The sequence below is a fragment of the Saprospira grandis DSM 2844 genome, from assembly GCF_000275825.1.
Taxonomy (GTDB): Bacteria; Bacteroidota; Bacteroidia; order Chitinophagales; family Saprospiraceae; genus Saprospira; species Saprospira grandis_A.
This window is the reverse complement of the sequence record NZ_JH719942.1, coordinates 871,178-896,749: the sequence shown is the minus strand read 5'-3', so window position 1 is coordinate 896,749 and position 25,572 is coordinate 871,178. Positions and strand designations below refer to the sequence as shown.

General features: G+C 47.1%; 18 protein-coding genes. 12 read left to right on the top strand and 6 right to left on the bottom strand.

All coding sequences use genetic code 11. The features are described 5' to 3' along the window. Positions 1–114: 114 nt before the first annotated feature. Positions 115–1,071, bottom strand: coding sequence for a DUF6089 family protein (locus tag SAPGRDRAFT_RS04150; protein WP_002657436.1), 957 nt, complete (start codon positions 1,069–1,071; stop codon positions 115–117). Positions 1,072–1,394: 323 nt separating this feature from the next. On the opposite strand from SAPGRDRAFT_RS04150, the gene SAPGRDRAFT_RS04145 reads away from it, so the two are divergent. From SAPGRDRAFT_RS04145 to SAPGRDRAFT_RS04130, 3 genes are all read left to right on the top strand, one after another. Then, on the top strand, positions 1,395–2,717 hold the full coding sequence (locus SAPGRDRAFT_RS04145) for an HTTM domain-containing protein (RefSeq protein WP_002657433.1): 1,323 nt from the start codon (positions 1,395–1,397) through the stop codon (positions 2,715–2,717). Between the two features lie 460 nt (positions 2,718–3,177). Next, positions 3,178–5,637: a TonB-dependent receptor gene (locus SAPGRDRAFT_RS04135; RefSeq protein WP_002657432.1), complete on the top strand. Its 2,460-nt coding sequence runs from the start codon at positions 3,178–3,180 to the stop codon at positions 5,635–5,637. A gap of 89 nt (positions 5,638–5,726) precedes the next feature. After that, a complete protein-coding gene (locus SAPGRDRAFT_RS04130) occupies positions 5,727–8,435 on the top strand; it encodes a D-alanine--D-alanine ligase family protein (protein WP_002657429.1) in 2,709 nt (902 codons plus the stop codon). A gap of 467 nt (positions 8,436–8,902) precedes the next feature. On the opposite strand, the gene SAPGRDRAFT_RS04125 is transcribed toward SAPGRDRAFT_RS04130, so the two are convergent. The 4 genes from SAPGRDRAFT_RS04125 to SAPGRDRAFT_RS04110 all read right to left on the bottom strand — a co-directional run bounded on the left by SAPGRDRAFT_RS04125 (position 8,903) and on the right by SAPGRDRAFT_RS04110 (position 13,352). After that, a complete protein-coding gene (locus SAPGRDRAFT_RS04125) occupies positions 8,903–10,072 on the bottom strand; it encodes a pyridoxal phosphate-dependent aminotransferase (RefSeq protein WP_002657427.1) in 1,170 nt (389 codons plus the stop codon). A 97-nt stretch (positions 10,073–10,169) separates the two neighbouring features. Next, complete coding sequence (locus SAPGRDRAFT_RS04120) at positions 10,170–11,024, bottom strand: lycopene cyclase domain-containing protein (protein ID WP_002657426.1); 855 nt, start codon at positions 11,022–11,024, stop codon at positions 10,170–10,172. After that, a complete protein-coding gene (locus SAPGRDRAFT_RS04115) occupies positions 11,025–11,867 on the bottom strand; it encodes a phytoene/squalene synthase family protein (RefSeq protein ID WP_002657424.1) in 843 nt (280 codons plus the stop codon). Between the two features lie 12 nt (positions 11,868–11,879). Continuing rightward, a complete protein-coding gene (locus tag SAPGRDRAFT_RS04110; protein WP_002657422.1) occupies positions 11,880–13,352 on the bottom strand; it encodes a phytoene desaturase family protein in 1,473 nt (490 codons plus the stop codon). 569 nt (positions 13,353–13,921) lie between these two features. Between SAPGRDRAFT_RS04110 and SAPGRDRAFT_RS04100 the strand changes: the two genes are divergently transcribed. From SAPGRDRAFT_RS04100 to SAPGRDRAFT_RS04065, 7 genes are all read left to right on the top strand, one after another. Continuing rightward, positions 13,922–14,665: a hypothetical protein gene (locus SAPGRDRAFT_RS04100; protein WP_002657420.1), complete on the top strand. Its 744-nt coding sequence runs from the start codon at positions 13,922–13,924 to the stop codon at positions 14,663–14,665. Between the two features lie 3 nt (positions 14,666–14,668). Further along, the gene (locus tag SAPGRDRAFT_RS04095; protein WP_002657418.1) at positions 14,669–15,508 is read left to right on the top strand and encodes a DUF3822 family protein; all 840 of its coding nucleotides are present in this window, start codon (positions 14,669–14,671) and stop codon (positions 15,506–15,508) included. A 188-nt stretch (positions 15,509–15,696) separates the two neighbouring features. Next, positions 15,697–16,251, top strand: coding sequence for a 16S rRNA (guanine(966)-N(2))-methyltransferase RsmD (rsmD, locus tag SAPGRDRAFT_RS04090; RefSeq protein ID WP_002657416.1), 555 nt, complete (start codon positions 15,697–15,699; stop codon positions 16,249–16,251). Positions 16,252–16,261: 10 nt separating this feature from the next. Continuing rightward, on the top strand, positions 16,262–17,311 hold the full coding sequence (locus tag SAPGRDRAFT_RS04085; protein WP_002657414.1) for a cytochrome c biogenesis protein: 1,050 nt from the start codon (positions 16,262–16,264) through the stop codon (positions 17,309–17,311). A 399-nt stretch (positions 17,312–17,710) separates the two neighbouring features. Further along, positions 17,711–17,926: a CcmD family protein gene (locus SAPGRDRAFT_RS04075; RefSeq protein WP_002657413.1), complete on the top strand. Its 216-nt coding sequence runs from the start codon at positions 17,711–17,713 to the stop codon at positions 17,924–17,926. An 87-nt stretch (positions 17,927–18,013) separates the two neighbouring features. Further along, a complete protein-coding gene (locus SAPGRDRAFT_RS04070; protein ID WP_002657411.1) occupies positions 18,014–19,435 on the top strand; it encodes a Glu/Leu/Phe/Val family dehydrogenase in 1,422 nt (473 codons plus the stop codon). 294 nt (positions 19,436–19,729) lie between these two features. After that, complete coding sequence (locus SAPGRDRAFT_RS04065; protein ID WP_002657408.1) at positions 19,730–20,227, top strand: Lrp/AsnC family transcriptional regulator; 498 nt, start codon at positions 19,730–19,732, stop codon at positions 20,225–20,227. Between the two features lie 263 nt (positions 20,228–20,490). Here SAPGRDRAFT_RS04065 and SAPGRDRAFT_RS04060 read toward each other — a convergent pair whose 3' ends face one another. Beyond that, complete coding sequence (locus SAPGRDRAFT_RS04060; protein WP_051018650.1) at positions 20,491–21,927, bottom strand: DEAD/DEAH box helicase; 1,437 nt, start codon at positions 21,925–21,927, stop codon at positions 20,491–20,493. Positions 21,928–22,336: 409 nt separating this feature from the next. Between SAPGRDRAFT_RS04060 and SAPGRDRAFT_RS04055 the strand changes: the two genes are divergently transcribed. After that, positions 22,337–23,866, top strand: a complete 1,530-nt coding sequence (locus SAPGRDRAFT_RS04055; RefSeq protein ID WP_002657404.1) for a SulP family inorganic anion transporter — start codon at positions 22,337–22,339, stop codon at positions 23,864–23,866. 789 nt (positions 23,867–24,655) lie between these two features. After that, positions 24,656–25,570 (top strand): hypothetical protein, encoded by a 915-nt coding sequence (locus SAPGRDRAFT_RS04045; RefSeq protein WP_002657401.1) that lies wholly within the window; start codon positions 24,656–24,658, stop codon positions 25,568–25,570. Positions 25,571–25,572: the final 2 nt, after the last annotated feature.

The window sequence follows — 25,572 nt, the reverse complement described above, 5'->3', positions numbered from 1 at the left end:
TATCTAGAGATATACAACAAAAATCTCTAAAAACAACATATACACCCCCACAAAAAAAGCCAAGCAGGCTTTCACCTACTCAGCTTTTCTATTTCAATTCATCGCTGGCTTAGTCTACCAAACGGGACAACCATAACGACGACCACCACCCAAAGAGTTAGCATCAAAGAAGTAGCTAAAACGAAGGGCAATTGTATAATAAGAGTCATTATCTTTGGGGTCTCCTCTTTGCTCACCCGGAGCCGATACATAGCCATTCACTAGGCCGGGATCAATCTCTACAGAGCGGCGAGCCATGGCTGCAGATAAGGCCGCTTGCTCAGGCGCAAAGTTATCGTAGAATACCTGCGGATCAACATAGTCCACAGAAACATCATCAATATAATCGGTAAAGGTCAATCGGTGGTTTACCTCAAAAGATAGCGCCCACTGATCGTTGTAATTCCATTTTACGCCAAAGCCCAAAGGCACATTAAATTGAGTAAGGCTATAAGGCGTGCGCCCATCTACCAAACCTTGGCCCTCTGTAGACAAAGGCTGTAGGTCTACCCACTGCCCATCATACTGCGCCTGAGGATTAAAGTGGAAAATTCCCACCCCAATAAATCCATAAGGAGAAATTACACTATAACTCTGGTAACCTCCACCCAACTCAAAGTTGTAGGGAATCAACTCCCCAGCAATAGAGGCCTCAAATACATGCGAGCGGAAACTCAAGTTGCGGTAGTAACGATACCAAGCTTGGTCCTCTGAACGTGTCTCGCCACTAAATCCATCACCCGCAAGCGCATCGTCTCCCGCCAATTGAAGGTAATTCAAATCTGCACGTGCAGAAAAATAAGGGCCAATATTCCAACGCCCAAAAGCGCCAATTAAAGGGCGAATGGCCTTGAGATCAGTGTCCCGAATAAAGGGGCGACCAATCTCACTTTGCCCACCAAGGTCACCCAAAAATTGAGAGGTCCCAATCTGAAGACCAATTTCATAAGGAAAAGGGGGCTGATAACCAGCTTGAGCTTTTAATAGCCCAAAGCTAAACAGCAAACAAAAGCTAAGTAGTCCTATGCGCATGCTACTAACAGTATGTAGAGGTGAAGAAATGGTAATGTTCTGTCTTATGGTTTGTCTGTACGCCTTAAGATACCAACTTTTATTGGCTCTCTTGACTTTAAAAAGGAAAAACCAAATATGTTAATTTCTCCTTAAAAATTCGAGGAAAATGCCCTCGATCTTATGGAAAACGCCAATAAAAGCGCTCCTAGTATTTCAAGGATTGCGAAATATTGCGCTTTCTCTATTTTTAGTAGAGAAGATAGGACTTTCTTTCTCTTTTTTTAGACCCAAGCATTTTTTTGCCACTATTGTCTACCTTTGCGCCCATAAAATTAGTCTTTATGCTCGCTTTAGACCAACCCAAAAGTATCGCGCCCCTCATTAGCTTCAGAATCATTTTTGGCCTGATCGCTTGCTGGCTCTCTCTCCGAATGATGCTGCTCGGCTGGGTCGATAAGTTCTATATCCAACCCCATTTTGCCTTCCGCCTTTGGGGAACGCACTGGCTGCCCGAATTGCCCGCAATGGCCCTTTATAGCTGCTTTTTTTTGATGGCTGCCGCAGGCCTCGGTATCGCCCTAGGCTATAAATATAAATTTTCTGCCGGGTTTTTTTTCGCCTGCTTTACTTATGTAGAGCTTTTGGACCTAACGCATTACCTCAATCATTACTACTTGGTCGCTTTGCTGGCCCTGCTGCTTTGGACCCTCCCCGCTCATCGAGCCTTTTCGCTAGATTATCCCATCTCCCCCAATTTGGTCAAGGTCCCCGCCCTATACATCTGGACGCCCCGCCTGCTTTTTGTGCTGGTCTATTTTTTTGCCGGCTTGGCCAAGTTGCAAAGCGATTGGCTCGTTTTAGCCCAACCCCTGCGCATCTGGCTAGGCCAACTATCCGATTTTCCAATCTTTGGCCCCCTCCTCAGCAAGAGCTGGCTGCCCCCCGTTTTTGCCTACTTTGGCGCCGCATTCGACCTTAGCGTGGGCTTTTTTCTCCTTTGGCCCAAAAGCCGAAAATATGCCTACTTTTTTGTCATTAGCTTCCACCTAGCCACCGCCGCCCTCTTCCATATCGGCATTTTTCCCTACCTGATGATGGCCTGCACGACAATTTTTTTCTCTAGCCATTTTCATGAAAAAATAATTGCTACCTTTGCTCAAGTTTTTAATTTGACTTTGTCTAAATTAAAACTAGAGCTCGTTCTTCCCCCTTTTCAACGCTATTTTTTGCTGTCTTTTCTGCTTTTTCAGGCGCTTTTTCCACTGCGACATCATCTATACACAGGCAATGTCCTTTGGCAGGAACAGGGCTTCCGCTTTTCTTGGATGGTCATGCTGGTCGAAAAAAGAGGCTATGCCCAATTTAAGGTGGTCGATGGCCAAACAGGCAAAATGAGCTGGGTCAATAATCTGGACCACCTCAATGAAAAACAAGAGATGATGATGGCCTATCAAGCCGATATGCTTTTGCAGTTTGCCCATTATTTGGCCAATTATTACCAAAAGGAAGAAGGCTATCAAAACCCGCAGGTTTATCTAGACGCTCAGGTCAGCCTCAATGGCCGCCCTAGCCAACGCTTAGTGGATCCTCAGGTCAATTTGGCCCAAGAAAAAGCAGAGCTCTTCAGCAGTCCCCATTGGTTGCTTCCTTTTAATAAGGACTAATTTGGGGCTTCCCCGCCGCCGAAGGCGGCGGGGCGCTATGCTGCGGGGCTCGCAAGCCTGCTCGGCCCTGCAGGCAGGCGATGCCTGCCTTTGGTCTGGCCCTTCGGGCCACCCGCTCCGCAGCGCTAAGCCGCTCAACTGTCTTTTTCTCTTTGGGCCATTTTCTTCGGCCCTTAATTTATATCGCCTTGCAGCGCAAGACCATTTTTGCTGTAGGGGCTAAGTTGCAGCCACAGTTAGCAGGCGGCAAAGCCGCCGCAGGCTGAGGGATGGACAGCAGTGGCCGAAGGCCAGACCCAGCTTTTGAGCGCAGCGAAAAAGCGCAGGGCCGAGCGAACAGCGAGCTGCGACACAGCCCGACCCAAGGCCGCAGGCCGCAGGGGCAGCCCCAAAAAATCAACATCCTAGGCAGATTTCTATTTATTACTTCAGTACGTTTAATTTAAAACAAAAGGAGTTTATGCGACTTTATGGCTATCTCTTTTTCTTTTTGCTCCCTGTTTTGGCGGGAGCGCAATCGGCTCTTCAGGGCCAATTAACAGATAGTTTGGGCCAAGCCATTGCTGGGGCCGAGCTGTTTTTGGTCCAAAAAACAACCCTGACCAAAAGCAATGCCCAGGGCTTTTTTCGCTTTGATAGTTTGGCCGCTGGTCCCTATCAACTGGATGTTTATGCGCAGGGTTTTCAGGGCCGATCTTTAGTGCTGCAACTGCCTATAGATACGGTTTTGCAAGTCGTTTTGCAGCCTTTGGGCGGGCAGGGCCCCACGGTTTATGTGCAGGCCGAAGATGGAAATTATGGTTTGCAGCAATTTCGGGCCGTAGATTGGGACAAAATGCTGATTGGGGCCGCAAAAAAGTCCTCGATCATCAAGGCCAATAAGTTGCAGGGCAATTTGGCCGCCAATAACAGCCGGCAGGTCTATGCAAAAATTGCAGGCTTAAACATTTGGGAGAATGACAATTCGGGGATTCAACTCAATATTGGCGGCCGCGGCCTGAGCCCCAACCGCAGTTCTAACTTCAATACTCGCCAAAATGGCTATGATATTAGTGCCGATGCCTTGGGCTATCCAGAGTCTTATTATACGCCTCCCGTTTTGGCCCTAGAAGGCATTGAGTTGATTCGGGGAGCCGCTTCCTTGCAGTATGGAACGCAGTTTGGCGGTTTGCTCAACTTTAGAATGAAGCAGGGAAATAAGGATTATAAATTGCTTTGGACGGGCCAACAAACGGGCGGTTCTTTTGGCTTTTATGCTAGCTTTAATAGCTTAGAGGGCCAAAAAGGAAAGCTGCGTTATTATGCTTTTCATCAATATAAAAGAGGCGATGGCTGGCGGCCAAACTCTGCTTTTGAGCAGCATACGGCTTATTTGGGCTTGCATTATCAGTGGACCGAAAAGTTGAGCTTGTCTTTGGAGCAAACCTATATGTCTTATGTGGCGCAGCAGCCTGGCGGCCTGACCGATTTAGAGTTTCGGCAAAATCCCCGACAAGCCAAGCGCCCCCGCAACTGGTTTCGGGTAGATTGGGCCATTACGGCTTTAGATATCAATTATCGTTTGGCCAAAAATACTAAGCTTAATTTTCGGCAGTTTGCACTTTTTGCAGGCCGTCAATCTTTGGGCAATTTAGAAGCTATCAATCGAGTAGATTATGGGGGCCCAAGACAGCTGATTAAGGGCCAATACCAAAACTTTGGGCAAGAAAGTCGGATCATGCACCGCTATAAGATTGGGGCCAAAAAAATGGGCGTTCTTTTGGGGGGCGTTCGCCTCTACAAAGGCTTTACTACCCAAGCTCAAGGCCTGGCCAATGCCGATAGCACAGGCAGCCGAGCCGATTTTACCTTCTTGGAGCCCGCCAAAGGCATCCTCAGTTCAGACTATAATTTTCCTAGCTTTAACTTTGCCGCCTTTGCCGAGAACTTCTTTAGTTTGGGCAAGGGCTGGAGCATTACGCCAGGTTTGCGCTATGAATATATTCAAACCCAAGCCGATGGTTATTATCAAGACTTGCTGGTGCAGCCTAGCGCAGAAGGGGCCGATACCCTTCGCAATGAAGCGATTTATGAGCAGCGGGGCAGCAGTCGGTCTGTTTTTTTAGTGGGGATTGGCTTGAGTTATCGGCCCAAGGACCAATTAGAGGTTTACGGCAATATTTCGCAGAACTATCGGGCCATCAACTTTAATGATTTGCGTTTGGTCAATCCCAACCAAGTCATTGATCCCGATTTGCAGGATGAAAGTGGATTTAATGCCGATTTGGGCTTTCGTGGACGTTGGGGGCGGCACCTCCGCTTTGATTTTTCTTTGTTTTATTTGGCCTATCAAGATCGGATTGGGACTATTTCAACGAGTCGGGCCGATCCTGAAAACCCCGATTTAATTCAGCTCATTTCTTATCGCTCTAATATTGGAAATGCTCGTGTTTTGGGCCTAGAAAGCCTGATTGAATGGGATGTTCTGCGCTTATTTAAAAGCATCAAAGAGGATAAGGGCCTGTTGTTCTTTAACAACTTCTCTATTTTGGATGGGCGCTATACCAAAACAGCCAATACCTTTGCTCAGGGCAAATTATTGGAACTGGTGCCGCCCATTAGTTGGCGTTTGGGCCTACAGGCCTATTTGGGAAACTACAAAGCTAGTCTGCAATACGCTTATACGGGCAGCCATTTTAGCGATGCCAGCAATGCGGAACTCGTGGCTAATGCGGTTTTGGGCCGTATTCCAGCCTATGGCGTTTGGGATGCTAGTTTTAGTTATCAGTATAAAGCCCTTCGCTTGGGATTAAATGTAAATAACCTACTGAACAAAGCCTATTTCAGCCGCCGAGCCGCGGCTTATCCTGGTCCAGGTATTCTACCGGCAGAAGGGCGCTCTATTCAGTTGAGTTTGGGCTGGCAATTGGGGCTGAAGTAGATTTAAGGCGCTCTAAGCTGTAGCTAAAAACTCAACTCTCTAAAAAATCTGCTACCTTTGCGCCATCATTATAAATCTGCCTTGCACCTATGTTGAACATTGGAATATTTCTGGCTGGCCCCTCTCGAGAACGCGAAATCGCCTTTGCAGGTGGCCGGACCGTCTACGATAATTTAAATAAACAACTTTTTCGGCCCATCCCTATTTTTGTGGATAGTTTTGGCCAACTCTGCCTGCTCGATTGGGAGTATCTTTATAAGGGCAGTATCCGAGATTTTTATCCTCCCGTAGAGGCTTTACCGCCTAGCCCAAATCAGTTTCAGATTTATGTGGAAAGCCTAGGCCTTTCTAAGCAGGCTTCTAAGGAGTTGCTGGCCCAAATTGGCCGCCCAATTAGCTTTAGCGAATTGCCCGAACTGATTGATTTCGCTTTTCTGAGTCTGCATGGCGAATGGGGCGAAGATGGCCAACTTCAAGGGATGTTAGAGGCGCTAGGGATTCCCTATAGTGGCTCTGGGATTCGAGCGAGTAGCCTGGGCATGGACAAAAGTTTCCAAAAGAAAATGATGCAGGCCGGCGGCTTTGAAAGTCCTCCCATCCAACAAATTTGGGCCAAAGACTGGAGCGGCGAATTGCCCAATCTGGAGCAACTCAAAAAAGAGATGGGCTTCCCCTTGGTGGTCCGCCCTTCCAATCAAGGTTCTTCCATTGGTGTGCGTATTGTCAATCAGCCTGAAGACCTTCTCGATGCCCTAGAAGATGCCTTTTTTGGTCTCGAAATTAGCGCTGAAGACTGGCAGCAAATGAGCCGAGAGGAGCAGATCCAATGGATGCGGAAATTGCTCGATATTCGCTCTGGTTTGGGCTTCCCGCTAGAGGTGGAAGGGCCCAAAAAAGATAAACAGTTACTCTATCATCCGGAGCAATTATTGGCCCTATTCGATAAGGAGTTGGGGCAGGGGCACAGCCCCAAGCTTCGCCTCCAAAGCCAATACCGAGAGGAAAGCGTTTTATTAGAGGGCTTTATTGAGGGCCGAGAGTTTTCCTGTGTCGTGATTCAAGATGAGGATGGCCAAGCAATTGCCTTGCCCCCCACAGAAATCATCAAGGGCAAAGAGCTTTTTGATTATCGTTCTAAGTATTTGGCTGGACTTTCTCGCAAATTGACGCCTATTGATTTGCCCGAGGCCCAAATTCAAGCGATCCGCCAAGAGTGTGAACGGCTGTTCCGCTTTTTGGAGTTTGATGTTTATGCCCGAATTGATGGCTTTATTCAAGCCGATGGCCGCATTATTCTCAATGATCCGAATACGACTTCGGGCATGCTGCCTTCTTCTTTCTTTTTCCATCAAGCAGCCGAAATTGGCCTCAATCCCTCGCATTTCCTCAGCTTCATTATTCATCGATCGCTTTTGGCCCGCAGCCGAAAATGCCTGCGCCCGAATAATTACGGCCAATTATTGGCCCAATTGGAAAGTGAGATGCAACGCCTAGACGGAGAGGTTGCCGAACTCCAAAAGGTGGCGGTTATTCTTGGAGGCTATTCCTCCGAGCGCCATATTTCGGTAGAAAGTGGCCGCAATATTTATGAGAAGTTGGCTAGCTCTGCCGATTATCTGCCTTTTCCCGTTTTCCTTACGGGTAAGGCCGAGGACCAACAGCTCTATGAACTGCCAATCAACCTTTTGCTAAAGGATAATGCCGACGATATTCGCGATAAATTATTAAATTATAAGGTGCATCCGATTATCCAAAAGATTCGCCAAGAAACGGCTCATATTGCCCAGCAGTTTTCTGGCCGAAGCAGCCGCTTGGATCCCCGCCCGCTTTCTTTTGATGAACTAGGAGAGGAGAGCCGCTTGGCCTTTATCGCTTTGCATGGCCGCCCCGGCGAGGATGGCGCGCTCCAAAGAGAGTTGGCCAAAAGAGGCATTGCCTTTAATGGTTCGGAGGCCGATTCTGCCGCCTTGACGATTGATAAATACCAGAGTCTCCAAAAGCTGAAGGCCGCTGGCCTGCCCGTGACCGAGCAAATTCTTTTGAGCAAAAACGATTATTTGGCCCAGCCTGAGAAAAGTCTGCAGCAAGCAGGCAAAAAACTAGGCTGGCCCCTGATTGCCAAACCGGTAGATGATGGCTGTAGTTCTGCCGTGAAAAAGATCAAAAATGAGGCGGAATTGGAGGCCTTTTTGGCGGCCCTTTTCCGTGAAGAGGACCTTTTGCCAAAAATTGCCCAAGAGCGCCTAGCCATTTTGCCCAAAGAGGAGTTTCCCCAGAAGCAATATGCCCTTTTGGAGCAGTTGGTCGAGCAAAAAGATGCCTTACATTTTCTGGAGGTGACCGTGGGCCTACTTTGCCATCATGAGGCCGATGGAAGCATCCGCTATGAGGTCTTTGAGCCTTCTGAAACCTTGGCTTCTGGCGAGATTTTATCCTTAGAAGAGAAGTTTTTGGCCGGAGAGGGACAAAATATTACGCCCGCCCGCCTGGCTGTTGGCAAACTTGAATATGCGCCCTTGGCGGCCCAAATCAAGGTCGATTTAGAGCAGGCGGCCCGCATTTTGGGGGTTACGGGCTATGCCCGAATCGATGCTTTTGTCCGCATTTATGCCGATGGCCGAGCCGAAACCCTGGTCATTGAGGTCAATTCTTTGCCCGGCATGACGCCCGCCACCTGCATCTTCCACCAAACGGCCATCAATGGCTATCAGCCCTTCGATTTTATTCGACAGATTCTTACTTTTGGCCAAGAGCGACAAGCGCAAAACAGTTTGTTGTCTTCTTCTCAGGAGGATTAGGATGTTTTGGGGCCTCCGCCTCCCTTCGGTCGTCGGCGCTACGTTTCGCAGCTCGCTGTTCGCTCGGCCCTGCGGCCTGACGGCCTTGGTCTGCGGCTGCGCCGCACTGCTGCACATCGCTAGGCCAATGCTGTAGGTTTCCACCTACAGCAAAACGGTATTGCTTCGCAATGATGCAATTAATTTTTTGGCCATTCTTTGATGATTTTTTAGGCTAAAGTGCTTGGCGGCTGGCCCTCGGCTGAGGGATGGATAAGGGTGGCCCGCAGGGCCAGACCGAGCAAAAAAGCGCAGCTTTTTTGCGAAGGGCCGAGCAGACCTGCGAGCCCTGACACAGCCCGACCCGCCCGCAGGGCGGGGCAGCCCCCAAAAAACAGCAGCATAAAAAGAAGAAAACCCTTAGTGTTGGGGCATAAAAAAGGGCAGAACAGCCTGCGCTATCCTGCCCTAGAGGTATTGGTATTCTGTTAGCCAATAATTTTTTTGAAGACGCCCATGCCTAGAATCAGGCTAGCATTTTTGAGGCCTTGGCCGACTTGCTTCATAATTTTGTGGCGCAGGGAGGTTTTGCTCGGCATATCTTTGAGGGCCTTGATAAGGCGTTTATTTTGTTCCTCTTGGCCGACAGAAATGCGGATACAGTGCTCTAAATTTTTATCAATTTGGAAGGCGGGAAAGACCTCAATGCCTTCTGATTGTAGGTATTCATAAGTTTTTTGGCCCTCTTTAACCTTAAAGAGGATGCAATTGCTGTTGGAGAGGAAAACCTCTTGGACCAGAGGCAATTGGTCGAGTTTTTCGATGAGGATTTTGCGTTGTTCTAGGGTTTGTTCGAGCACGCGATCCTTTTGGGCGGGCAGGCGCATAGCTTTTACGGCTGCAGCTTGGGCCATACTATTGACACTAAAGGGCCTTTGCATTTTTTGCAAAATCTCGATCAGTTCGGCAGAGCCAAAGGCTAGGCCGAGGCGGAGGCCAGCCAGGCCCCAGAGGCTAGAAAAAGAGCGAATGATGACCAGATTGGGAAAGTCTTTGAGGTAGGGGAGTAGGCTAAGGTCTTGTTGATAATTTAGTTGTCTTTCATCAAGGACCACTAAGCCTTTAAAGCCCTCTATGGCATCGACAATATCGATTCCTCTTAGGCAGCGGCCAGAGATGGGGTTGGGGTGGCTAAGAAATAGAATTTTGACCTCTTTGCGGAGTTCTGCCCGCAGTTTGAAGAGTGAAATTTGGTGATCTTCATTGAGGGGGAGCAGTTCGAGATGGCTACCGTTGAGGTCGGCTAGGTGGCGGACCTCGGGAGCGATAGGGCTAAAGCTGAGGATATGGTCCTTATCATTTTGGCAAAAGACGCGAAAGATCAGGTCGATTAGGGCGCTGCCGCCATTGCCGGCGATAATTTGTTCTTTTTTCAGGCCATAAAACTCGGCGGCTTCTTCGCAGAGTAGCTGGCATTGGGGATCGGGATATTGGCTATAGTCTTGCTCGCTGCCTAGGCTGCCCCAGGGGCTTTCGTTTTGCTCCATACGCAGGCAATGCCGAGGCAGGCTATGGTAGCGGGCTCGGCGGCGGTTATTTAGAATTTTTCGGCTGCGGCGGGGCAGTAATTCATAAATATCAAAATTGCTGGACGGCATAGGGTAGGGCTAGATACATGAGTGAAAAGTTAGCGAATAAAGGTATTATTTTTTGCTCAAATTTCGTGCTAGTCTAGTCCTTGTTTTTAAAGCTGCCCTATTGTTTTTTGGCCTTTTTCTTAAAGTATTCAAAAAAGGCGACATTTAGAAAAAGGAGTAAAAAGCCGTAAACAAAGTCATCGTAGGGGATGCTGCCGCAGCGAAAGCCGAGCAGATTTTGCAGTTGTTGGCTATTATTATAGAGGACCACGGGTTCTTGATTGAAGCCTCCGGTTAGGATGCCATTGACCAATAAAAAGGGAAAAATGCTAATGAGATAGGCCAGATAAAATCGGCTGCGATAATGGTTGGGGACAAACAGCAATTGCCATAGCAAAAAGCTGCCTGCCAGCAGGAAGGTCCAGGCGGTATAGCTCATCCAGAGGCCCCAAAAGCCAATAGTATAAAAGGCGAGGACCAAAAGCCAGCTTAGGGGCCGTTCTATGGGGGCCAAAACATCTTTAGGAATATAGGCCAAGAGGCATTCATGAATAAAGACACAGGCATAGGGCACGCTAACAAAAAACAGCCATTCGCCTAAGGGGAGGCCCAGAAAAGAGTAGGTAAAATAGCGGGGATTGAAATCCCAGACGCCCATTTGGGTAAAGAAAACATCCCAGGCCAAAAAGAAGCCGCCTACCATGAGCAGGCCGGGCAGAAGAAAGCGCCATTTTTTATAGAAATGCACCTTTTTATCAAAGGAGAGCACAAAAGGGAAGAGGAGCGTCCCGATGTTAATCCATAAATACCAATAGGCATGCTCGCCAAAACTGAGTTTTGGCCCCATAGCGGGAACCTGCATAGACTGCTCGGCCTGCCAATCTAGGGGCTGCCATAATAAGTAAAGGACCCAAAGCAAGGGCAGCCCTCCAAGAAGAAGAGCCGCCCCCCATTTTTTTGTTTGCTGCTGCATTTATAAAAGATTAAACTGTGCCCGAATCATGGATTTGCCCAAGATATACAATTTGCTGCCATTGGGAATTCGGATGCGCTCTTCGGTTACCCGATCGGCAGGCGATTGCTTAATTTTGTGAAAGAGATTGAGGTAGTACTTATAGGCCACATAAACCCCAAAGCGGCAGCCTTTGGGCAGGCCCAAAATGCCATGATAGGCCAATTGAAAATCTTGGAGGATATCCGCCTCAATTTCGGCCTTGATTTGGTCATTGAACAACTTATAATCTACACCCGGAAAATACACCCGCCCTCTTTCTGCATAATCGCTTTTCATATCGCGCAAAAAGTTGACCTTTTGAAAGGCCGAGCCTAGGGCGCAGGCTGGTTCTTTTAGCTCTTCATAAAGGCTTGGCTGATCTTTGCAAAACACCCGCAGACACATCAGGCCCACCACCTCGGCAGAGCCATAAATGTACTTTTTGTAGAGGCTATCTTCATAGCGCTGAAAATGCAGGTCCATCTCCATACTATACAAAAAGGCATCAATCAGTTCTCGCTCAATTTGGTATTCATTAACCACCATTTGAAAGGCCTGCAAAACAGGGTTGAGGCTGATCTTTTCCTCAATGGCCCGATAAGTATCCTGCCGAAACCGCTCGAGCAAATCGGCCTTGTCATGCCCATGAAAAGTATCTACGATTTCATCGGCAAAGCGAACAAAACCATAAATGGCGTAAATAGGTCCTCTGAACCGCTTAGAAAACATCCGAATGCCCAGCGAAAAAGAGGTGCTATAACGCTCTGTAATGAGCTGGCTGCAAGCTTGGCAGCTGTCCTGATAAAGTTTTAAGTGATCCATAGGAGATGTATTTTAGCCCTTAGACTTAATGATTTCTCGGGCGACAACCTCTCCAGAAATAAGAGAGGGGGGAACACCCGGACCGGGCGTGGTCAATTGCCCAGCATAATAGAAGTTGTTTAGTTTTTTGTTCTTCAAACGGGGCTTGAGAATAGCCGTTTGCGATAGGGTATTGGCCAAACCATAGGCGTTCCCTTTATAGGCATAGTAGTCTTTCTTAAAGTCCTTATGTGCATAACTCAGTTTGTAGTCAACAGCCGAGCGAATTTCTTGGCCCGTTAGGGCTTCCAAACGATCCATCACTAAGTCGTAGTAATACTCTCGAGTAGCTTCGGTATCCTCTAGTTCTGGGGCCACAGGCACCAATAAAAAGAGGTTTTCATGCCCTTTTGGAGCACAGGAAGGGTCGGTTTTAGAGGCCAAACAAGCATAGAACAAAGGCTTGCTAGGCCATTTTGGCGTTTTGTAAATTTCTTGAGCATGTAGCTTAAAGTCCTCATCAAAAAAGAGGTTGTGGTGCAGGAGGTTGTCTAGCGGCTTGTTTACCCCCAAATAAAAGAGCAGAGAAGATGGCGCCATTACCCGCTTATCCCAATAGCGCTCATTGTAGTTACGATATTCAGGAGCAAGTAGTTTTTGGTCTACATGATGATAATCAGCCCCAGCTACAATAATATCGGCCTCAAAACGCCCATTTTTTGTAATGGCCGCCTTGGCCTGCTTGCCAGAAACCTCAATATTTAGCACTTCTTCATTGAGCAAAATTTCTACCCCCAATTCTTCGGCTAAACTCACCATAGCCGCCACAATCTGATACATGCCGCCCATAGGAAACCAGGTCCCCAAAGCCAAATCCGCATAGTTCATCAAGCTGTACATGGCCGGCGTTTCTTCTGGAGTGGCCCCCAAAAATAAAACGGGAAATTTCAACAACTCCCGCAAATGCGGATGCTTAAATAGCTTTTCTACATGACTGGCAATAGAAGAAAACATTTGGAGCTTAAATAGTGCCCGAACCACCCGAAAATCTGCAAACTCCAAAATAGACAAAGAAGGCTTTTGCACAAATTCCCCCATGCCTACCTTATATTTGTATTCGGCCTCATCCAAAAATTGTTGCAATTTAGCCGAACTGCCCGGCTCATAACGCTCAAACAACTCTTTTAAGGCCTGCATATCGGCCGGAACCGCCAACTCATCACCCTCCCCAAATACAATTTTATAGGCCGGGTCCAAGCGCTTGAGCTCATAATAATCAGACACTTTTTTGCCAAATTGCTCAAAAAATTGCTCAAAAACCTCCGGCATCCAATACCAACTCGGCCCCATATCAAAATGATATCCCTGTACCTCCATTTTGCGAGCACGCCCGCCAGCACAATCATTTTTTTCTAATAACTGAACACGATATCCAGCCTTGGCCAAATGACAGGCCGCAGAAAGGCCCGCAAATCCAGACCCAATAACAATGATTTTTTTCGACATATTGTGGTTGTTCTCCAGTAAAGCAAAAAGGCTTTTTAGCCAAGAGACAAGTTAAACGATTATTGGCTCTTTAACTTATCTCTAAAACTTTTGTTTAAAAAAAAAGCATTTTTTTTAGCCAAAGTCTCAACGGTTACACTGTAAACATACTAAATTTGACCCAATTTAATAGTTTTTACTGTTTTTTTGTTTTGGGGCTGCCCCGGCCTTTGGCCGGGTCGGGCTGTGTCGCAGCTCGCTGTTCGCTCGGCCCTGCAGGCTTTTTCGCTTTGCTTCAAAAGCCTTGGGTCTGGCCTTCGGCCACTGCTATCCATCCCTCAGCCAGTCGCTGCGCTCCTCTTCCACCTTCTGCGATGACCCAAAAAGAGAAGCCGTAGCCAAACACCAAAAAAGGGCCCTTTTCTCATCTAATAACTACCTTTGGCCCTAGCTGCTAAAAACAAAAAAAGAAGAGAGGACCAATTTTTTTTAAAAAATACTTATACTTGCAAGCAGGATTAAAGGGCCCTAGCCCACCTGATATAAAATTTTATTTTGCGCTACTTTATTAGATTTAAAATAATAGCCCGATGAAGATCGTACTCAATATCGTATTTATTTTGGCTGCTCTAGCCTCTGCCTATTACCTCATGGAAAGCATCCGCCGACCTGTAGATTTTAGAGATACTTGGGCGGAGCGCAAAACTGCCGTCCAAGAAAAACTAGAAGAAATTGCAGAGCTCCAAAAGATGTATACCAGCATTAAGGGCGATACCCTTTTTGCCGCCTCTTTTGAAGAACTAGAAACTTCTTTCCTTAAGGATAGCTTCTTTATCCTTAAAGTTGAAGGGGACCCCTTTGATACAACGATCACGCCCGATACCACAGAACTGATGTATCCCGCCCGTGATTCGGTCCTCTCTTTTATTGCCACAGCCGGCAAATTGGATCAGGCCAAACTTAAGGAGTTGCAAGGCCCCGCTCTAGAAATTATGGAAAACTGGCAAGACACTAGCCAAGATGTTCGCCAAGACCCCGCCGTTGCCGCTTATCTAGATTTTGCAGAGGCTTCTATTAAAGATTATTTTAAGAAAATTCGTAGCGTTCCTTTCTCTGATAATAAAGAGTTTGTAGTAGCCGCTGGCGAAGTCGCCATGGAAGGTCGCCGTGCTTTTGGCCGCAGCCTCCCCACTTTTGAAGTAAAAACTACGGTAGGGGATTATATGAAAGAGTATTCTGTAAAAGAATATGGTATGTATGACCCTAGCTTTGATCATAAAGCAGAGGTTAAGGTGGGTGATTTGACCAAACCTTCTACTACTGGTAACTGGTAAGCTATGGACCGCTATACAAGCGCTAAGTTTTCGCTAGACAAAAGCAAAAATTATAACCTATCCCTCCTGCTTGGAGCGGATAGGTTGTCTTATTTGGTGTATGCCCAAAAAGAGGTCTTGGCCCTAGGCGGCCTCGATTTTGTTCAGGTAGAAGAGGAGTATAGTTTGGTCGAGGCAATCAATCAGGTTTATGAACAAAGAGAAATTCTGCGTGCTCCTTATCAAAAGGTCCAAATTTATTTGCGTAGCAATAGAGTGATTTCGCTGCCCTTGCCGCTCTATCAGGCCAAACAACAATATAGCTATTTTGAGGCCCTACTGCCCATTGATGAAGGCGATTATCTGTTGGAGGCCCAAATGCCCACAATAGATTTGGTCTTTCTGCAGTCGGTCCGCCTAGGCCTAAAAGACCAGTTGCAAGACCTTTTTCCGCAGGCCAAAATTTATTCTGCCCTGCCTAGCCTGCTCCAAATAAGCCAAGAACTGATCCCCAAATTGCCCGAAAATAACTACCGCTTGCTGGCCTATTTTAGCCGTCAAAGCATTCAGTTGCTGGCCTGGCACAAAAATAAGTTGCTGCTGCACCAATTACGGCCCTTCCAAAATGCAGAAGATTGCCTCTATTATTTGCTCTGGATGTATAAGGAGCTGGGACTTTCTCCCAAAAAGATTCCGCTCTATTTTGGCGGAGAACTGAATGTAGATTCTGCTATTCATCAATTGCTTTATACTTATATTGTGGCCCTAAAGCCTTTGCCCCGACCCCAAGCTTTTGCCCAAAGCGATTGCTTGGCTGAACTAGAACCCCAAAGAGCCGTTCACCTTTTATCCACTATTTTATAGCTGGTCCTTTTTGGACCTAGAAGCGGGCGCAGCCCGCTGGCTGAGGGATGGATAAGGGGGGCCGAAGGCCAGACCGAGCTTTGAGCCTAGCGAAAAGCGAAGGGCCGAGCAGACCTGCGAGCCCTGACACAGCCCGACCCAAGCGAAGCGCAGGGGCAGCCCCAAAACAGCAGAAAAAACAAAAATATATGCGAATCATCAGTGGCCAATTGAAGGGCCAACGCTATGAAATGCCTGGCAAAAGCCAGAAAACCCGCCCCACCACCGATATGGCCAGAGAGGGGCTTTTTAATATCCTCCAACATCAAATTGAATTGCAAGATTTGCGGGTTTTGGACCTCTTTGCGGGAGTGGGAGGAGTGGGCTATGAGTTTTTGTCTAGAGGGGCCGAACAGGTTGATTTTGTAGAGAAATATCGGGGCTGTTGCCGCTTTATCCAAAGCCAATTGCAGCGTTTTCATATGGAAGAAAAGGCCAAGGTCCATCAAACCGATGTTTTTGCTTTTTTGGGCCAATTGCCCGAAGAAAGTTATGGGCTCGTCTTTGCCGATCCGCCCTATGCCCTGAACAAAATGCAGGAGCTGCCAGCGCTTATTTTTTCTAAGAATATATTAAAAAAAGGGGGCTGCCTGATAATAGAGCATGACGAGCGCCAAGATTTCGCAAATCATGCTAACTTTGCGCAAATTCGTAAGTATGGGCAGGCCCGATTTAGCATCTTTTGGGCCGATGAGGCTCAGTAAATAGAGAAATATGTTGAAAAAACATTGGTGGAAGGCCCTAGCGGCGGTCTTGTTGTTCTACAGCCTCTCGGCTGGTTTATTGATTCCGCTAAGAATGGGAATTGTATCGGATAAAAGTAGTTTGAGCCTGAAAACGGGCCAAAGTCAATCGTTAGATGTTTGGGTCTATAATGGCCGCTTTGAGTCGAGCGAGGAGGTCCAAGCTCGCATTCTGCTGGCCGAGGATCAAGTATTTTGCGCCCAAAAAATTGAAATTGGCCAGGCCCGCCAACTCAAACTGCAGGTGGCTTTGCCGCAGCTAGACCCCAACAAAATTAAGGCGCCTTTTCCCTTGATTGAGATTAGCACGCCCAAATACGGAACCGCTTTTACCGATTTATATATCCAGAAAGGAGCGGGCGATTTGGCCGTAGAGACCTGCCAATCTGAGCCTTTTGCGATGACGGCAGGGACCAATTTTCCCTTTCTCAATATTCTAGAAGAAAGTATCCGCAACCTGTTTTATCATGTGCCCATGTGGTTTGGGATGATGTTTATTTTGCTCCTTTCTGTAGTGGCAAGTATCAAACAATTGCGGGCGGGCCAAGGCCTCAAAAATGACCATTGGGCCAGAGCCTTGGCCACGGTGGGCGTGAGTTACGGCCTTTTGGGCTTGGTCACGGGCGCTATTTGGGCCAAACACACCTGGGGCGCCTATTGGAGCTGGGATGTCAAGCAGAACACCTCTGCGGTGGCGGTCCTCATTTACCTGGCCTATTTCGTTTTGCGCTCTTCTTTTGAAGACCCCGACAAACGGGCCAGAATTGCGGCCACCTACAACATTTTTGCCTTTGCCACCCTCATTCCGCTGCTCTATGTGGTGCCCAGAATGGTGGATAGCCTGCACCCCGGCGCCGAGGGTAATCCCGCTTTTAGTAGCTATGATTTGGATAGCAGCCTGCGCCTACTTTTTTACCCTTCGGTTTTGGGCTGGATCATTTTTGGCCTTTGGTTGGCTCAAATCTGCTTTCGGGTCTATCGTCTAGAACCTAGGGTTTGGGAAAATCAATTTAGGGACTAATTTTTTGGGGCTTCCCTTCGGCCTGCGGCCTCAGGTCCTGCCCTTCCGGGCTCGCAGGTCTGCTCGGCCCTGCGGGGCTTTCGCTTCGCTTCAGCCCCTAGGTCTGCGGCTTTGCCGCCCCCTACAGGCCAGTAAGCCGCTCATCATTAGGGCTTGCTCTTGGCAGTCGGCTTTGGCCGCTTTTATTTTGGTCCTAAAAGAAGGGGCCAATAAGAATAATTTTTAATATAGAGTTTTAGATATTTCTTTGGGAAAATGGCTAATTTGCAAAAGATTATATAAGTGAATCGCTCCAAATTTGCCTCAAACGGTAGACTCTTCTTTTAAATATAGTTGAGGATAAATTTTTTTTTCCAAATAAAAATTCCAAAGTTTACAATACAAACGGATCATAAAAGCATGAGAAAAACATACAATAGCTTGATTTTAATGCTTTTGGCTACAGTTAGCCTAAGCGCTCAATCTCCATCTACACAGACAGATTTTTTGGAGAGTACGGGTAAAATTTATGTAGTAGTGGCCGTTATCCTGTTGATCTTCATAGGCATTATTGCCCTTTTGGTTTATCTGGAGCGCCGTTTGGCCAAGATAGAGCAAGCGCATGAAGATTTATAAATAAAATCGAAATACCTGAGAGGCCTTATCAAATGGATAGGTCTACTTTAATACATTTGACTTTTTCAATTATCAATTTTCCGAATTATGGCGGACAAACATTATAGCTTTTTTGAAGGCGTAGAACGCAACTTTGATAAAGCAGCAAGTTACGCTGGCCTTTCTGAGGGCCTATTGGGCCAGATTAAGGCTTGTAACGCGATTTTTGCAATGAAATTCCCTGTACGTACCAAAGACGGCGATGTGAATGTAATCGAGGCTTACCGCGTACAACACTCTAATCACCGTATGCCTTCTAAGGGCGGAATTCGCTATAGTCTAGGGGTAAACCAAGATGAGGTAAAAGCGCTTGCCGCCCTAATGACCTATAAGTGTGCTGTAGTAGATGTACCTTTTGGTGGCGCCAAGGGAGGCGTGAAAATCAATCCTAAAGATTACTCTGAAGAGGAGTTGGAGCGCATTACTCGTCGCTATGCTTCTGAATTGGTCCGCAAAAACTTTATTGGCCCTGGCCTAGACGTACCTGCTCCCGATTATGGAACAGGTCCCAAAGAAATGGCTTGGATCATGGATACTTACATGACACTTCGTCATGGCGAGCTAGAAGGCGCAGGTTGTGTAACGGGTAAGCCCGTAGAGCAAAATGGTGTAGCTGGACGTACAGAGGCTACTGGCCGTGGCGTTTTCTATGCTATCCGCGAAGCCCTTTCTTATAGCGATGATACAGATAAATTAGGCCTGACTACCGGAACCGAAGGAAAAACTATGGTGATCCAAGGTATGGGTAATGTAGGTTCTTATACGGGAACGATTTCTCAGGAAGAAGGCGGAATCAAAGTAATTGGCGTAGCCGAGTATGAAGGTTCTATCTATAACCCTGAGGGAATTGATGTACCAGCACTCTTAAAATTCCGTGCAAAAACGGGTTCTATCCTTGGCTTTCCAGGTACTACTACTTTGGAGCACCGGGGAAGTGCTCTGGAGCTAGAATGCGATATTCTTGTTCCCGCTGCCCTAGAAAACCAAATTAACGCCGATAATGCAGATCGCATTAAGGCCAAAATTATTGCAGAAGCTGCCAACGGCCCCGTTACTCCTGAGGCAGAAGCCCTTCTCCTAGAAAAAGGCGTACTTATCATTCCCGATATGTATGCAAACGCAGGTGGGGTAACTGTATCTTATTTTGAGTGGTTGAAAAATATTTCTCACTCTCGATTTGGCCATATGGAGAAGCGCTTCACCTCGAATCGCTACACCCATTTGGTCGATATGATTTTGGAAATGACTGGCAAAGACCTCAGCCCCGCCCAAAGAAGTATGCTTACTTCTGGTGCCGATGAGCTGGACCTTGTGCGCTCTGGCCTAGAAGAAACCATGGTAACTTCTTACCAAAATATTCGTGCTACTTGGAAGTCTAACCCCGCTATTCCAGATCTACGTACTGCGGCACTTGTTTACGCCATTAGAAAAATTGGCGCAGATTATATGTCTCTCGGTATTTGGCCGTAGCCAAAATTGACCAATTTAAAGTTGGTTTATACCGCTAACAAACAACAAGAAAAGGAGGCTTCGGCCTCCTTTTTTTGTAACAACTAACACAATACTACTGTATAAGTAGAAGTTTAATAGGTGAAACAAAATTTTATTTTGTTAAATTCCTGTAAAGCACTTTTGGAATAGAAAAAAAAGACTATTTTTGTGTATCTATATAAATAGATATTTGGCCCTGAGCCATACCGTTTGAGATTAGGATATATATTACTATAACAAAAGGGCGAATAGTCCTTTGCTAAACAACGCATTATGCCAACAGGAAATCATAAGTTGGATAAGATTGACCTGAAGATTTTGAAGATTCTTCAGCAGAACAGCAAGATTACCAATTTGGAGCTATCGAAGCGAATTGGTTTGTCTCCAGCTCCTACTTTGGAGCGAGTAAAGAAGTTAGAGAACTCTGGTATTATTGAGAGTTATCATGCCCAGGTGGCCCCTGCGGCTATGGGACTTAGCGTAAAGACTTTTGTTTTGGTTTCTTTGGCCTGGCAAAAAGAGAATGCCCTAGAGAGCTTTTTGTCTAAGGTGGATCAAATTGACGAAATTGTAGAGTGCTATATTATTACAGGTGAGGCTGATTTCTTGATGAAGTTGGTTTGTAAGGATATTCCCACTTATGAGCAGCTTTTGTTCAAGACCCTATCTAAAATTGAGGAGATTGAGCGGCTCAAGACGTTGATGACTTTATCTACTGTGAAGGATTCTAAGTTGTTGCCTTTTAATTATGATAAGTTGCATCAGCACTAAGTTTTGTCTTACTATTGACAGCAGGAGCGCTAAACCAATTTCTGGTTTAGCGCTTTTTGCAGTCCTACAGGGCCGAAGGCCCGCAGGCCTAGCGATGTGCAGGGGAGGCCCGTAGGGCCAGACCAAGCTGGCGAAGCCTGCGCAGGGCCGAGCGAATAGCGAGCCCCGAAACGTAGCGCCCGCCGCAGGCGGGAGGCCCCAAAAAAAGAAAAACCTTCTCCAAAAACTGGAGAAGGTTTTTTACTTAGAAGTTGGAGTGATGTTTAGTACTTCCCTCTTTTCTTCTTCTTTTTCTTGAAGCTACTAAAGCGGTCGTTGGGGCGGCCTTTGCCAGCGCCTCCACTTCCACTTCCACTTCTTTTCTTGCCTTTATAGCCACCACGGCGACCATCTTTGCGGCCAGAGCGGCCACGGTCTCCTCCACCTTTTTCAGAAAAAGACTGAGGGGCGCCCATTTTGCCGAGTTGGATTTTGCTCAATTCGTGAGCGAGGACCTTATCGATCAGCTCTTCTTTGCTGAGATTAGCAAAAAGCAAATTGGCCTGTTCCTTCATTTCCTCGGTGAGGTTGGCCCGGATAGATTGATCCGATACATTTTTGCACCAAGTTTTGAGGCGTTCGTTGCGGATCAGTTCTGCAGAAGGCACATCTGCTTGCTTAATCTTGAGGCCCAACATCTTTTCGATATGGCGAAGGCGGTGGAAGTCGCGTTTTTCTACAAAAGCGATCGACAAGCCTTTTTTACCTGCACGAGCGGTACGGCCACTTCGGTGCGTATAATAAGAAAGGTCATCGGGCAAATGGTAGTGAAAAACATGCGTTAGATCATCAACATCAATACCACGGGCGGCAATATCGGTAGCGATAAGCATCTGCAAGTTATGCTGGCGGAAGCGGCGCATTACTTGATCTCGTTGCGCCTGCGACAAATCGCCATGCAAAGCATCGGCAGTATAGCCTCTTTGGATTAAGAGCTCGGCTAGCTCTTGGGTATTGCGACGAGTGCGGCAAAAAACCACGGCCCGCATATCAGGTTGAGCATCTAGGAAACGGCCCAAAGCCTCTGATTTATCCTTATAGTGTAGGCCTACATATTGGTGTTCGATATTTTCATTGACCTCTTGCTTGCTATTGAGCTGCACCTCTAGGGGGTTAGTCATATAGCGTTTTACGATGCCCTTAATATCCTTAGACATAGTGGCAGAGAACAACCAAAGGTTTTTGCCTTCAGCGGTATATTCTAGAATTTCGTCTAGATCTTCTTTAAAGCCCATATTGAGCATCTCATCGGCTTCATCGAGGACCAAATAGCGCAACCCTCTGAGGTCTACAGCGCCACGTTTGAGCAAATCGATCAAGCGGCCAGGCGTAGCAATAATAATATGCTGCGTCTCAGAGCGAAGCGCTTTGAGTTGTTTAACGATGGGAGCACCACCATAAACGGCAAGCATATTAACGCGCTGCTGGTATTTTCCGAAAAGCGCCAGTTGTTTGGCAATCTGTTGGCCCAACTCTCGAGTGGGGGCCAAGATCAATGCCTGTGTTAGGGGCATTTGGCTATCCATGCGCTCGATGAGCGGCAGACCAAAAGCAGCGGTTTTTCCGGTTCCGGTTTGGGCCAAGCCCAAAAAGTCGCGGTCCTGCTCTAGTAGTTCGGGAATAGCTTCATGTTGAATTTCACTAGGATTCTCAAATCCCATTTCCGCAATTGCTTTTAGCGTGGGCTGCGAAAGGCCCAACTCCTTGAAGGTTAGCAAAGTAGTATTAATTTAAACTCGACCCACTCGCCCCCTTCATCAAAAATCTTTCTCAAATTCATTCAAAAGTAATAGGAGCCCTTAGGCCAAAATGATCATTAGTTGAGCTTGATCCAATTGTTTTTTTTGGTATTGCTCGCCGCAAAGATGCGTAAAATATTGCAGAACTGAGCCTAAAATTGATAAAATCGGTATTCTGCCTAGCAGATTTAATATTAAATCTGCCATCTGTTAAGACAAAGTTTTTCAGTTATTTAGGGTCTTTTGTTCAAAAAAGCCTAGTTTTGTGGCCGTTTTGCCCAAGCTTGGGCCAATGAAAAAATAACCCACTGAAAATCAATAGTTTTAAGCGATGAAAAAGAAATATCAACTCTTTGATCTCTCTCAAAAAGTAGATTATCAAAAAGAATTACTCTCGGGCCTAACCGTGGCCCTAGCCCTAATTCCCGAGGCCGTAGCCTTTGCCATGATTGCCGGCCTAAATCCGCTAACAGGGCTCTATGCCGCTTTTATGATGGGAATCGTTACCGCTATTTTGGGCGGACGGCCCGGTATGATTTCTGGCGCAACCGGCGCCGTGGCGGTGGTGATTGTCGAATTGGCCTTGCATCATGGGGTCGAATACGTTTTTGCAGCCGTTGTTTTGGCCGGGATTTTCCAAATTGGGGCCGGGATTTTCCGCCTAGGCAAATTTATGCGGCTGGTCCCGCATCCCGTTATTTTTGGTTTTGTCAATGGCTTGGCCATTATCATTTTTACCGCTCAATTTGACCATTTTAAGCAAGATGGCGAATGGGTAATTGACAGTGACATCTGGATGATGCTCGGCCTCACGGTCCTTTCTATGCTGATTATCTGGCTGTTGCCTAAGTTAACTCGGGCTATTCCCTCTTCTTTGGTGGCTATTTTGGCCGTCTTTGGCCTGGTCTCTATTCTGGGTATCGACACTAAAACAGTGGGTGATATTAGCTCGATTCAGGGAAGTTTTCCGCCCTTTCATATTCCCCAAGTTCCCTTTAGCCTCAAAACCTTAGAGATTATTTTGCCTTATGCAGGCGTGGTGGCCGCCGTGGGCCTTATCGAGAGCTTGCTAACCCTCAATATTATTGACGAGATTACCGAAAGCCGAGGTTCTGGCAACCGCGAAGCCCTGGCACAGGGAACCGCAAATATCCTCTCTGGCCTTTTTTCGGGTATGGGCGGTTGCGCTATGTTGGGCCAAAGTTTAATTAATATTTCTAGTGGCGCCCGCGCTCGCTTGTCGGGCATTACAGCAGCCGTAATGCTGCTCATTTTTATCATGTTTGGCGCTGGCGTGATTGAGCAACTCCCCATTGCCGCTCTGGCTGGTGTGATGTTTATGGTGGCTATTGGTACCTTTGAATGGGCCAGTTTTACGGTTTTCAACAAGATGCCCAAATCCGATATTTTTGTGATGATACTGGTTACCGTGGTCACTTTGGTTTTGCATAATTTGGCCCTAGCCGTAGTAGTGGGCGTGATTATCTCGGCCTTGGTTTTTGCTTGGGATAGCGCCGTTCGGATTCGGGCCCGCAAGTATACCGACGAAAACGGCCAGAAGCATTACGAAATTTTTGGCCCCCTCTTTTTTGGCTCTGTGGCTACCTTTAATGAGAAATTTGATGTCCAAAATGACCCCGAAGTTATTATTATTGACTTTGCCGAAAGCCGAGTGGTCGATATGTCGGCCATTGAGGCCCTCAATAAACTAACAGAGCGCTACCAAAAAGCCAATAAGGAGCTCCACCTCAAACACCTCTCTGAAGATTGCCGAAAACTTTTGGCCAATGCCGATAAGGTGGTCGATGTAAATGTTATAGAAGATCCTAATTATAAGTTGGTGGTCGATGATTTAAAATAAAATCCCTTTCCTTTAACGCCTCGCATTTTTTTGTGAGGCGTTTTTTTTGGGGGCCTCCCGCCTGCGGCAGGCGGTTACTCCCTTTGGTCGTCGAAGACGAACTAAAGTCCTTGTTGTGGCCGTTCTGGCCTGCGGCCAGCAGGCGGCAAAGCCGCCTGTTTGGACCAAAATGGCCCAACTACCCCGAGGGATTCCTTTAAGGAATCCCGAAAAGGGGTGGGTGGGCGGGGACATATAAAAGCATGAGGAGCGCAGCGACGAATACCGCTTTTCTGCGTCTTGCAGGCCCAAAGGGCCGCAGGCAATAGCCAGATTTAAACGCACTCACTTTTATAGTTTGCAGCAATTTCCCGCTAGTCGGCCCTATTTTTCTCGGCCATAGCGAAGGCTATGCCCTTAAAAAATAGCTGGCCTAGCCAAAAATTCATAGCAAACTATGGCCAAAGCAGCGCGATTAAATCTGGCTGAGGGATGGAAAGCAGTGGCCCAAAGGGCCAGACCCAGGCGCTTTGCGCCGCAGGGCCGAGCAGAGCTGCGAGCTGTGACAACCAGCCCCTATAGGGGCGCCAGTTCGACGACCAACGGGAGTACACAGCCCGACCCGAGCGAAGCGAGTGGGCAGCCCCAAAAAAAAGGCAATAAAATAAGCTATAAAAGACAGATAAACAATAGTTTTTTAGAAAAGCGAAAAAAAAAATGGCTTTTCCCTTTTTGCTTGGCTGAAGCCTAATAAATTTTGTATTTTCGGATTCCAAATACATTTGCCAAAAAAATTAAGCGAACCAGATTATGAAAATTAAGAAGCTTACGCCCGAACAGGTTCAGGAAAAAAGCCTGGGATACAAGGAGTACAAAAAGGTCATTAAGACCTTGCTCAACAGCATGCAATCGGAGCACAACAGTGCCGATCTGCCCACCAAATATTTGGCCCTCACCAACTATGAGTTTGCCGATATGCCTGGCAAAAAAATGGGCCTTATTATTCCTGGCGACCAAACCGCTAGCTGGACCAAACTCTCTAAAGAGCTGCTCAAAGCCAATAAAAAAGAAATTAGCCTAGGGCAATGCTACATTAGCTTAGATGAATATGACAATCCCGTGCTTCAACTTGAACCATTGAAGGGGAATGCAAAAAAAGCCCTATTGCTTAAGCAACTGAGCAAAACAGCCCTAAAAGGTACAGGCGTAGAAGTAGCCATGGCTACAGCTGAAGCCACCGTAGATGTAGCCGATGCTAGCGAAGCCCCCGCAGAAGAGGCGCCCGCTAGCCCCAAAGAACAAATTCAAGGGCTATTGGTCGAGATTTCAGAGCTCAATAAAGGCATCAACCTAGCGGATGGACTTCAGCCAGAAGACATCAGCCAGGCCGAAGAGCTAAAAACCGCCATTCGCCAATTTGCGCTCTTGCTCAAAGACGCAGATGCCGGACTCCGCCAAGAATTTGGTGCAGCCTTTATTAAAACCCGTAAGCTCTTTAAGAAACTAGAAGAGGAAATTGCCGCCGCCAAAGCCCTTGAAGCAGAACTCAATGCCGAACTAGCCGCCGAATTTGGCGAGCTAGAAGAAGAGGAAACGGCCACTGCCGCAGCTGAAGAAACTGTAGCCGCTCCCGAAAATAAAGGGGAGGCTATTGCTAGCAATGCCGCCCTTTTTGAAGAAATCAATCAGCTCATCCAAGAGAGCCAATTGCAGCAACTTGTATAAAC

What these genes read in the sequence shown, in the direction of transcription:
- SAPGRDRAFT_RS04150 (WP_002657436.1), bottom strand. Translation starts at nt 1,071, where the DNA reads ATGCGCATAGGACTACTTAGCTTTTGTTTGCTGTTTAGCTTTGGGCTA.
- SAPGRDRAFT_RS04145 (WP_002657433.1), top strand. Translation starts at nt 1,395, where the DNA reads ATGCTCGCTTTAGACCAACCCAAAAGTATCGCGCCCCTCATTAGCTTC.
- SAPGRDRAFT_RS04135 (WP_002657432.1), top strand. Translation starts at nt 3,178, where the DNA reads ATGCGACTTTATGGCTATCTCTTTTTCTTTTTGCTCCCTGTTTTGGCG.
- SAPGRDRAFT_RS04130 (WP_002657429.1), top strand. Translation starts at nt 5,727, where the DNA reads ATGTTGAACATTGGAATATTTCTGGCTGGCCCCTCTCGAGAACGCGAA.
- SAPGRDRAFT_RS04125 (WP_002657427.1), bottom strand. Translation starts at nt 10,072, where the DNA reads ATGCCGTCCAGCAATTTTGATATTTATGAATTACTGCCCCGCCGCAGC.
- SAPGRDRAFT_RS04120 (WP_002657426.1), bottom strand. Translation starts at nt 11,024, where the DNA reads ATGCAGCAGCAAACAAAAAAATGGGGGGCGGCTCTTCTTCTTGGAGGG.
- SAPGRDRAFT_RS04115 (WP_002657424.1), bottom strand. Translation starts at nt 11,867, where the DNA reads ATGGATCACTTAAAACTTTATCAGGACAGCTGCCAAGCTTGCAGCCAG.
- SAPGRDRAFT_RS04110 (WP_002657422.1), bottom strand. Translation starts at nt 13,352, where the DNA reads ATGTCGAAAAAAATCATTGTTATTGGGTCTGGATTTGCGGGCCTTTCT.
- SAPGRDRAFT_RS04100 (WP_002657420.1), top strand. Translation starts at nt 13,922, where the DNA reads ATGAAGATCGTACTCAATATCGTATTTATTTTGGCTGCTCTAGCCTCT.
- SAPGRDRAFT_RS04095 (WP_002657418.1), top strand. Translation starts at nt 14,669, where the DNA reads ATGGACCGCTATACAAGCGCTAAGTTTTCGCTAGACAAAAGCAAAAAT.
- rsmD (WP_002657416.1), top strand. Translation starts at nt 15,697, where the DNA reads ATGCGAATCATCAGTGGCCAATTGAAGGGCCAACGCTATGAAATGCCT.
- SAPGRDRAFT_RS04085 (WP_002657414.1), top strand. Translation starts at nt 16,262, where the DNA reads ATGTTGAAAAAACATTGGTGGAAGGCCCTAGCGGCGGTCTTGTTGTTC.
- SAPGRDRAFT_RS04075 (WP_002657413.1), top strand. Translation starts at nt 17,711, where the DNA reads ATGAGAAAAACATACAATAGCTTGATTTTAATGCTTTTGGCTACAGTT.
- SAPGRDRAFT_RS04070 (WP_002657411.1), top strand. Translation starts at nt 18,014, where the DNA reads ATGGCGGACAAACATTATAGCTTTTTTGAAGGCGTAGAACGCAACTTT.
- SAPGRDRAFT_RS04065 (WP_002657408.1), top strand. Translation starts at nt 19,730, where the DNA reads ATGCCAACAGGAAATCATAAGTTGGATAAGATTGACCTGAAGATTTTG.
- SAPGRDRAFT_RS04060 (WP_051018650.1), bottom strand. Translation starts at nt 21,927, where the DNA reads ATGGGATTTGAGAATCCTAGTGAAATTCAACATGAAGCTATTCCCGAA.
- SAPGRDRAFT_RS04055 (WP_002657404.1), top strand. Translation starts at nt 22,337, where the DNA reads ATGAAAAAGAAATATCAACTCTTTGATCTCTCTCAAAAAGTAGATTAT.
- SAPGRDRAFT_RS04045 (WP_002657401.1), top strand. Translation starts at nt 24,656, where the DNA reads ATGAAAATTAAGAAGCTTACGCCCGAACAGGTTCAGGAAAAAAGCCTG.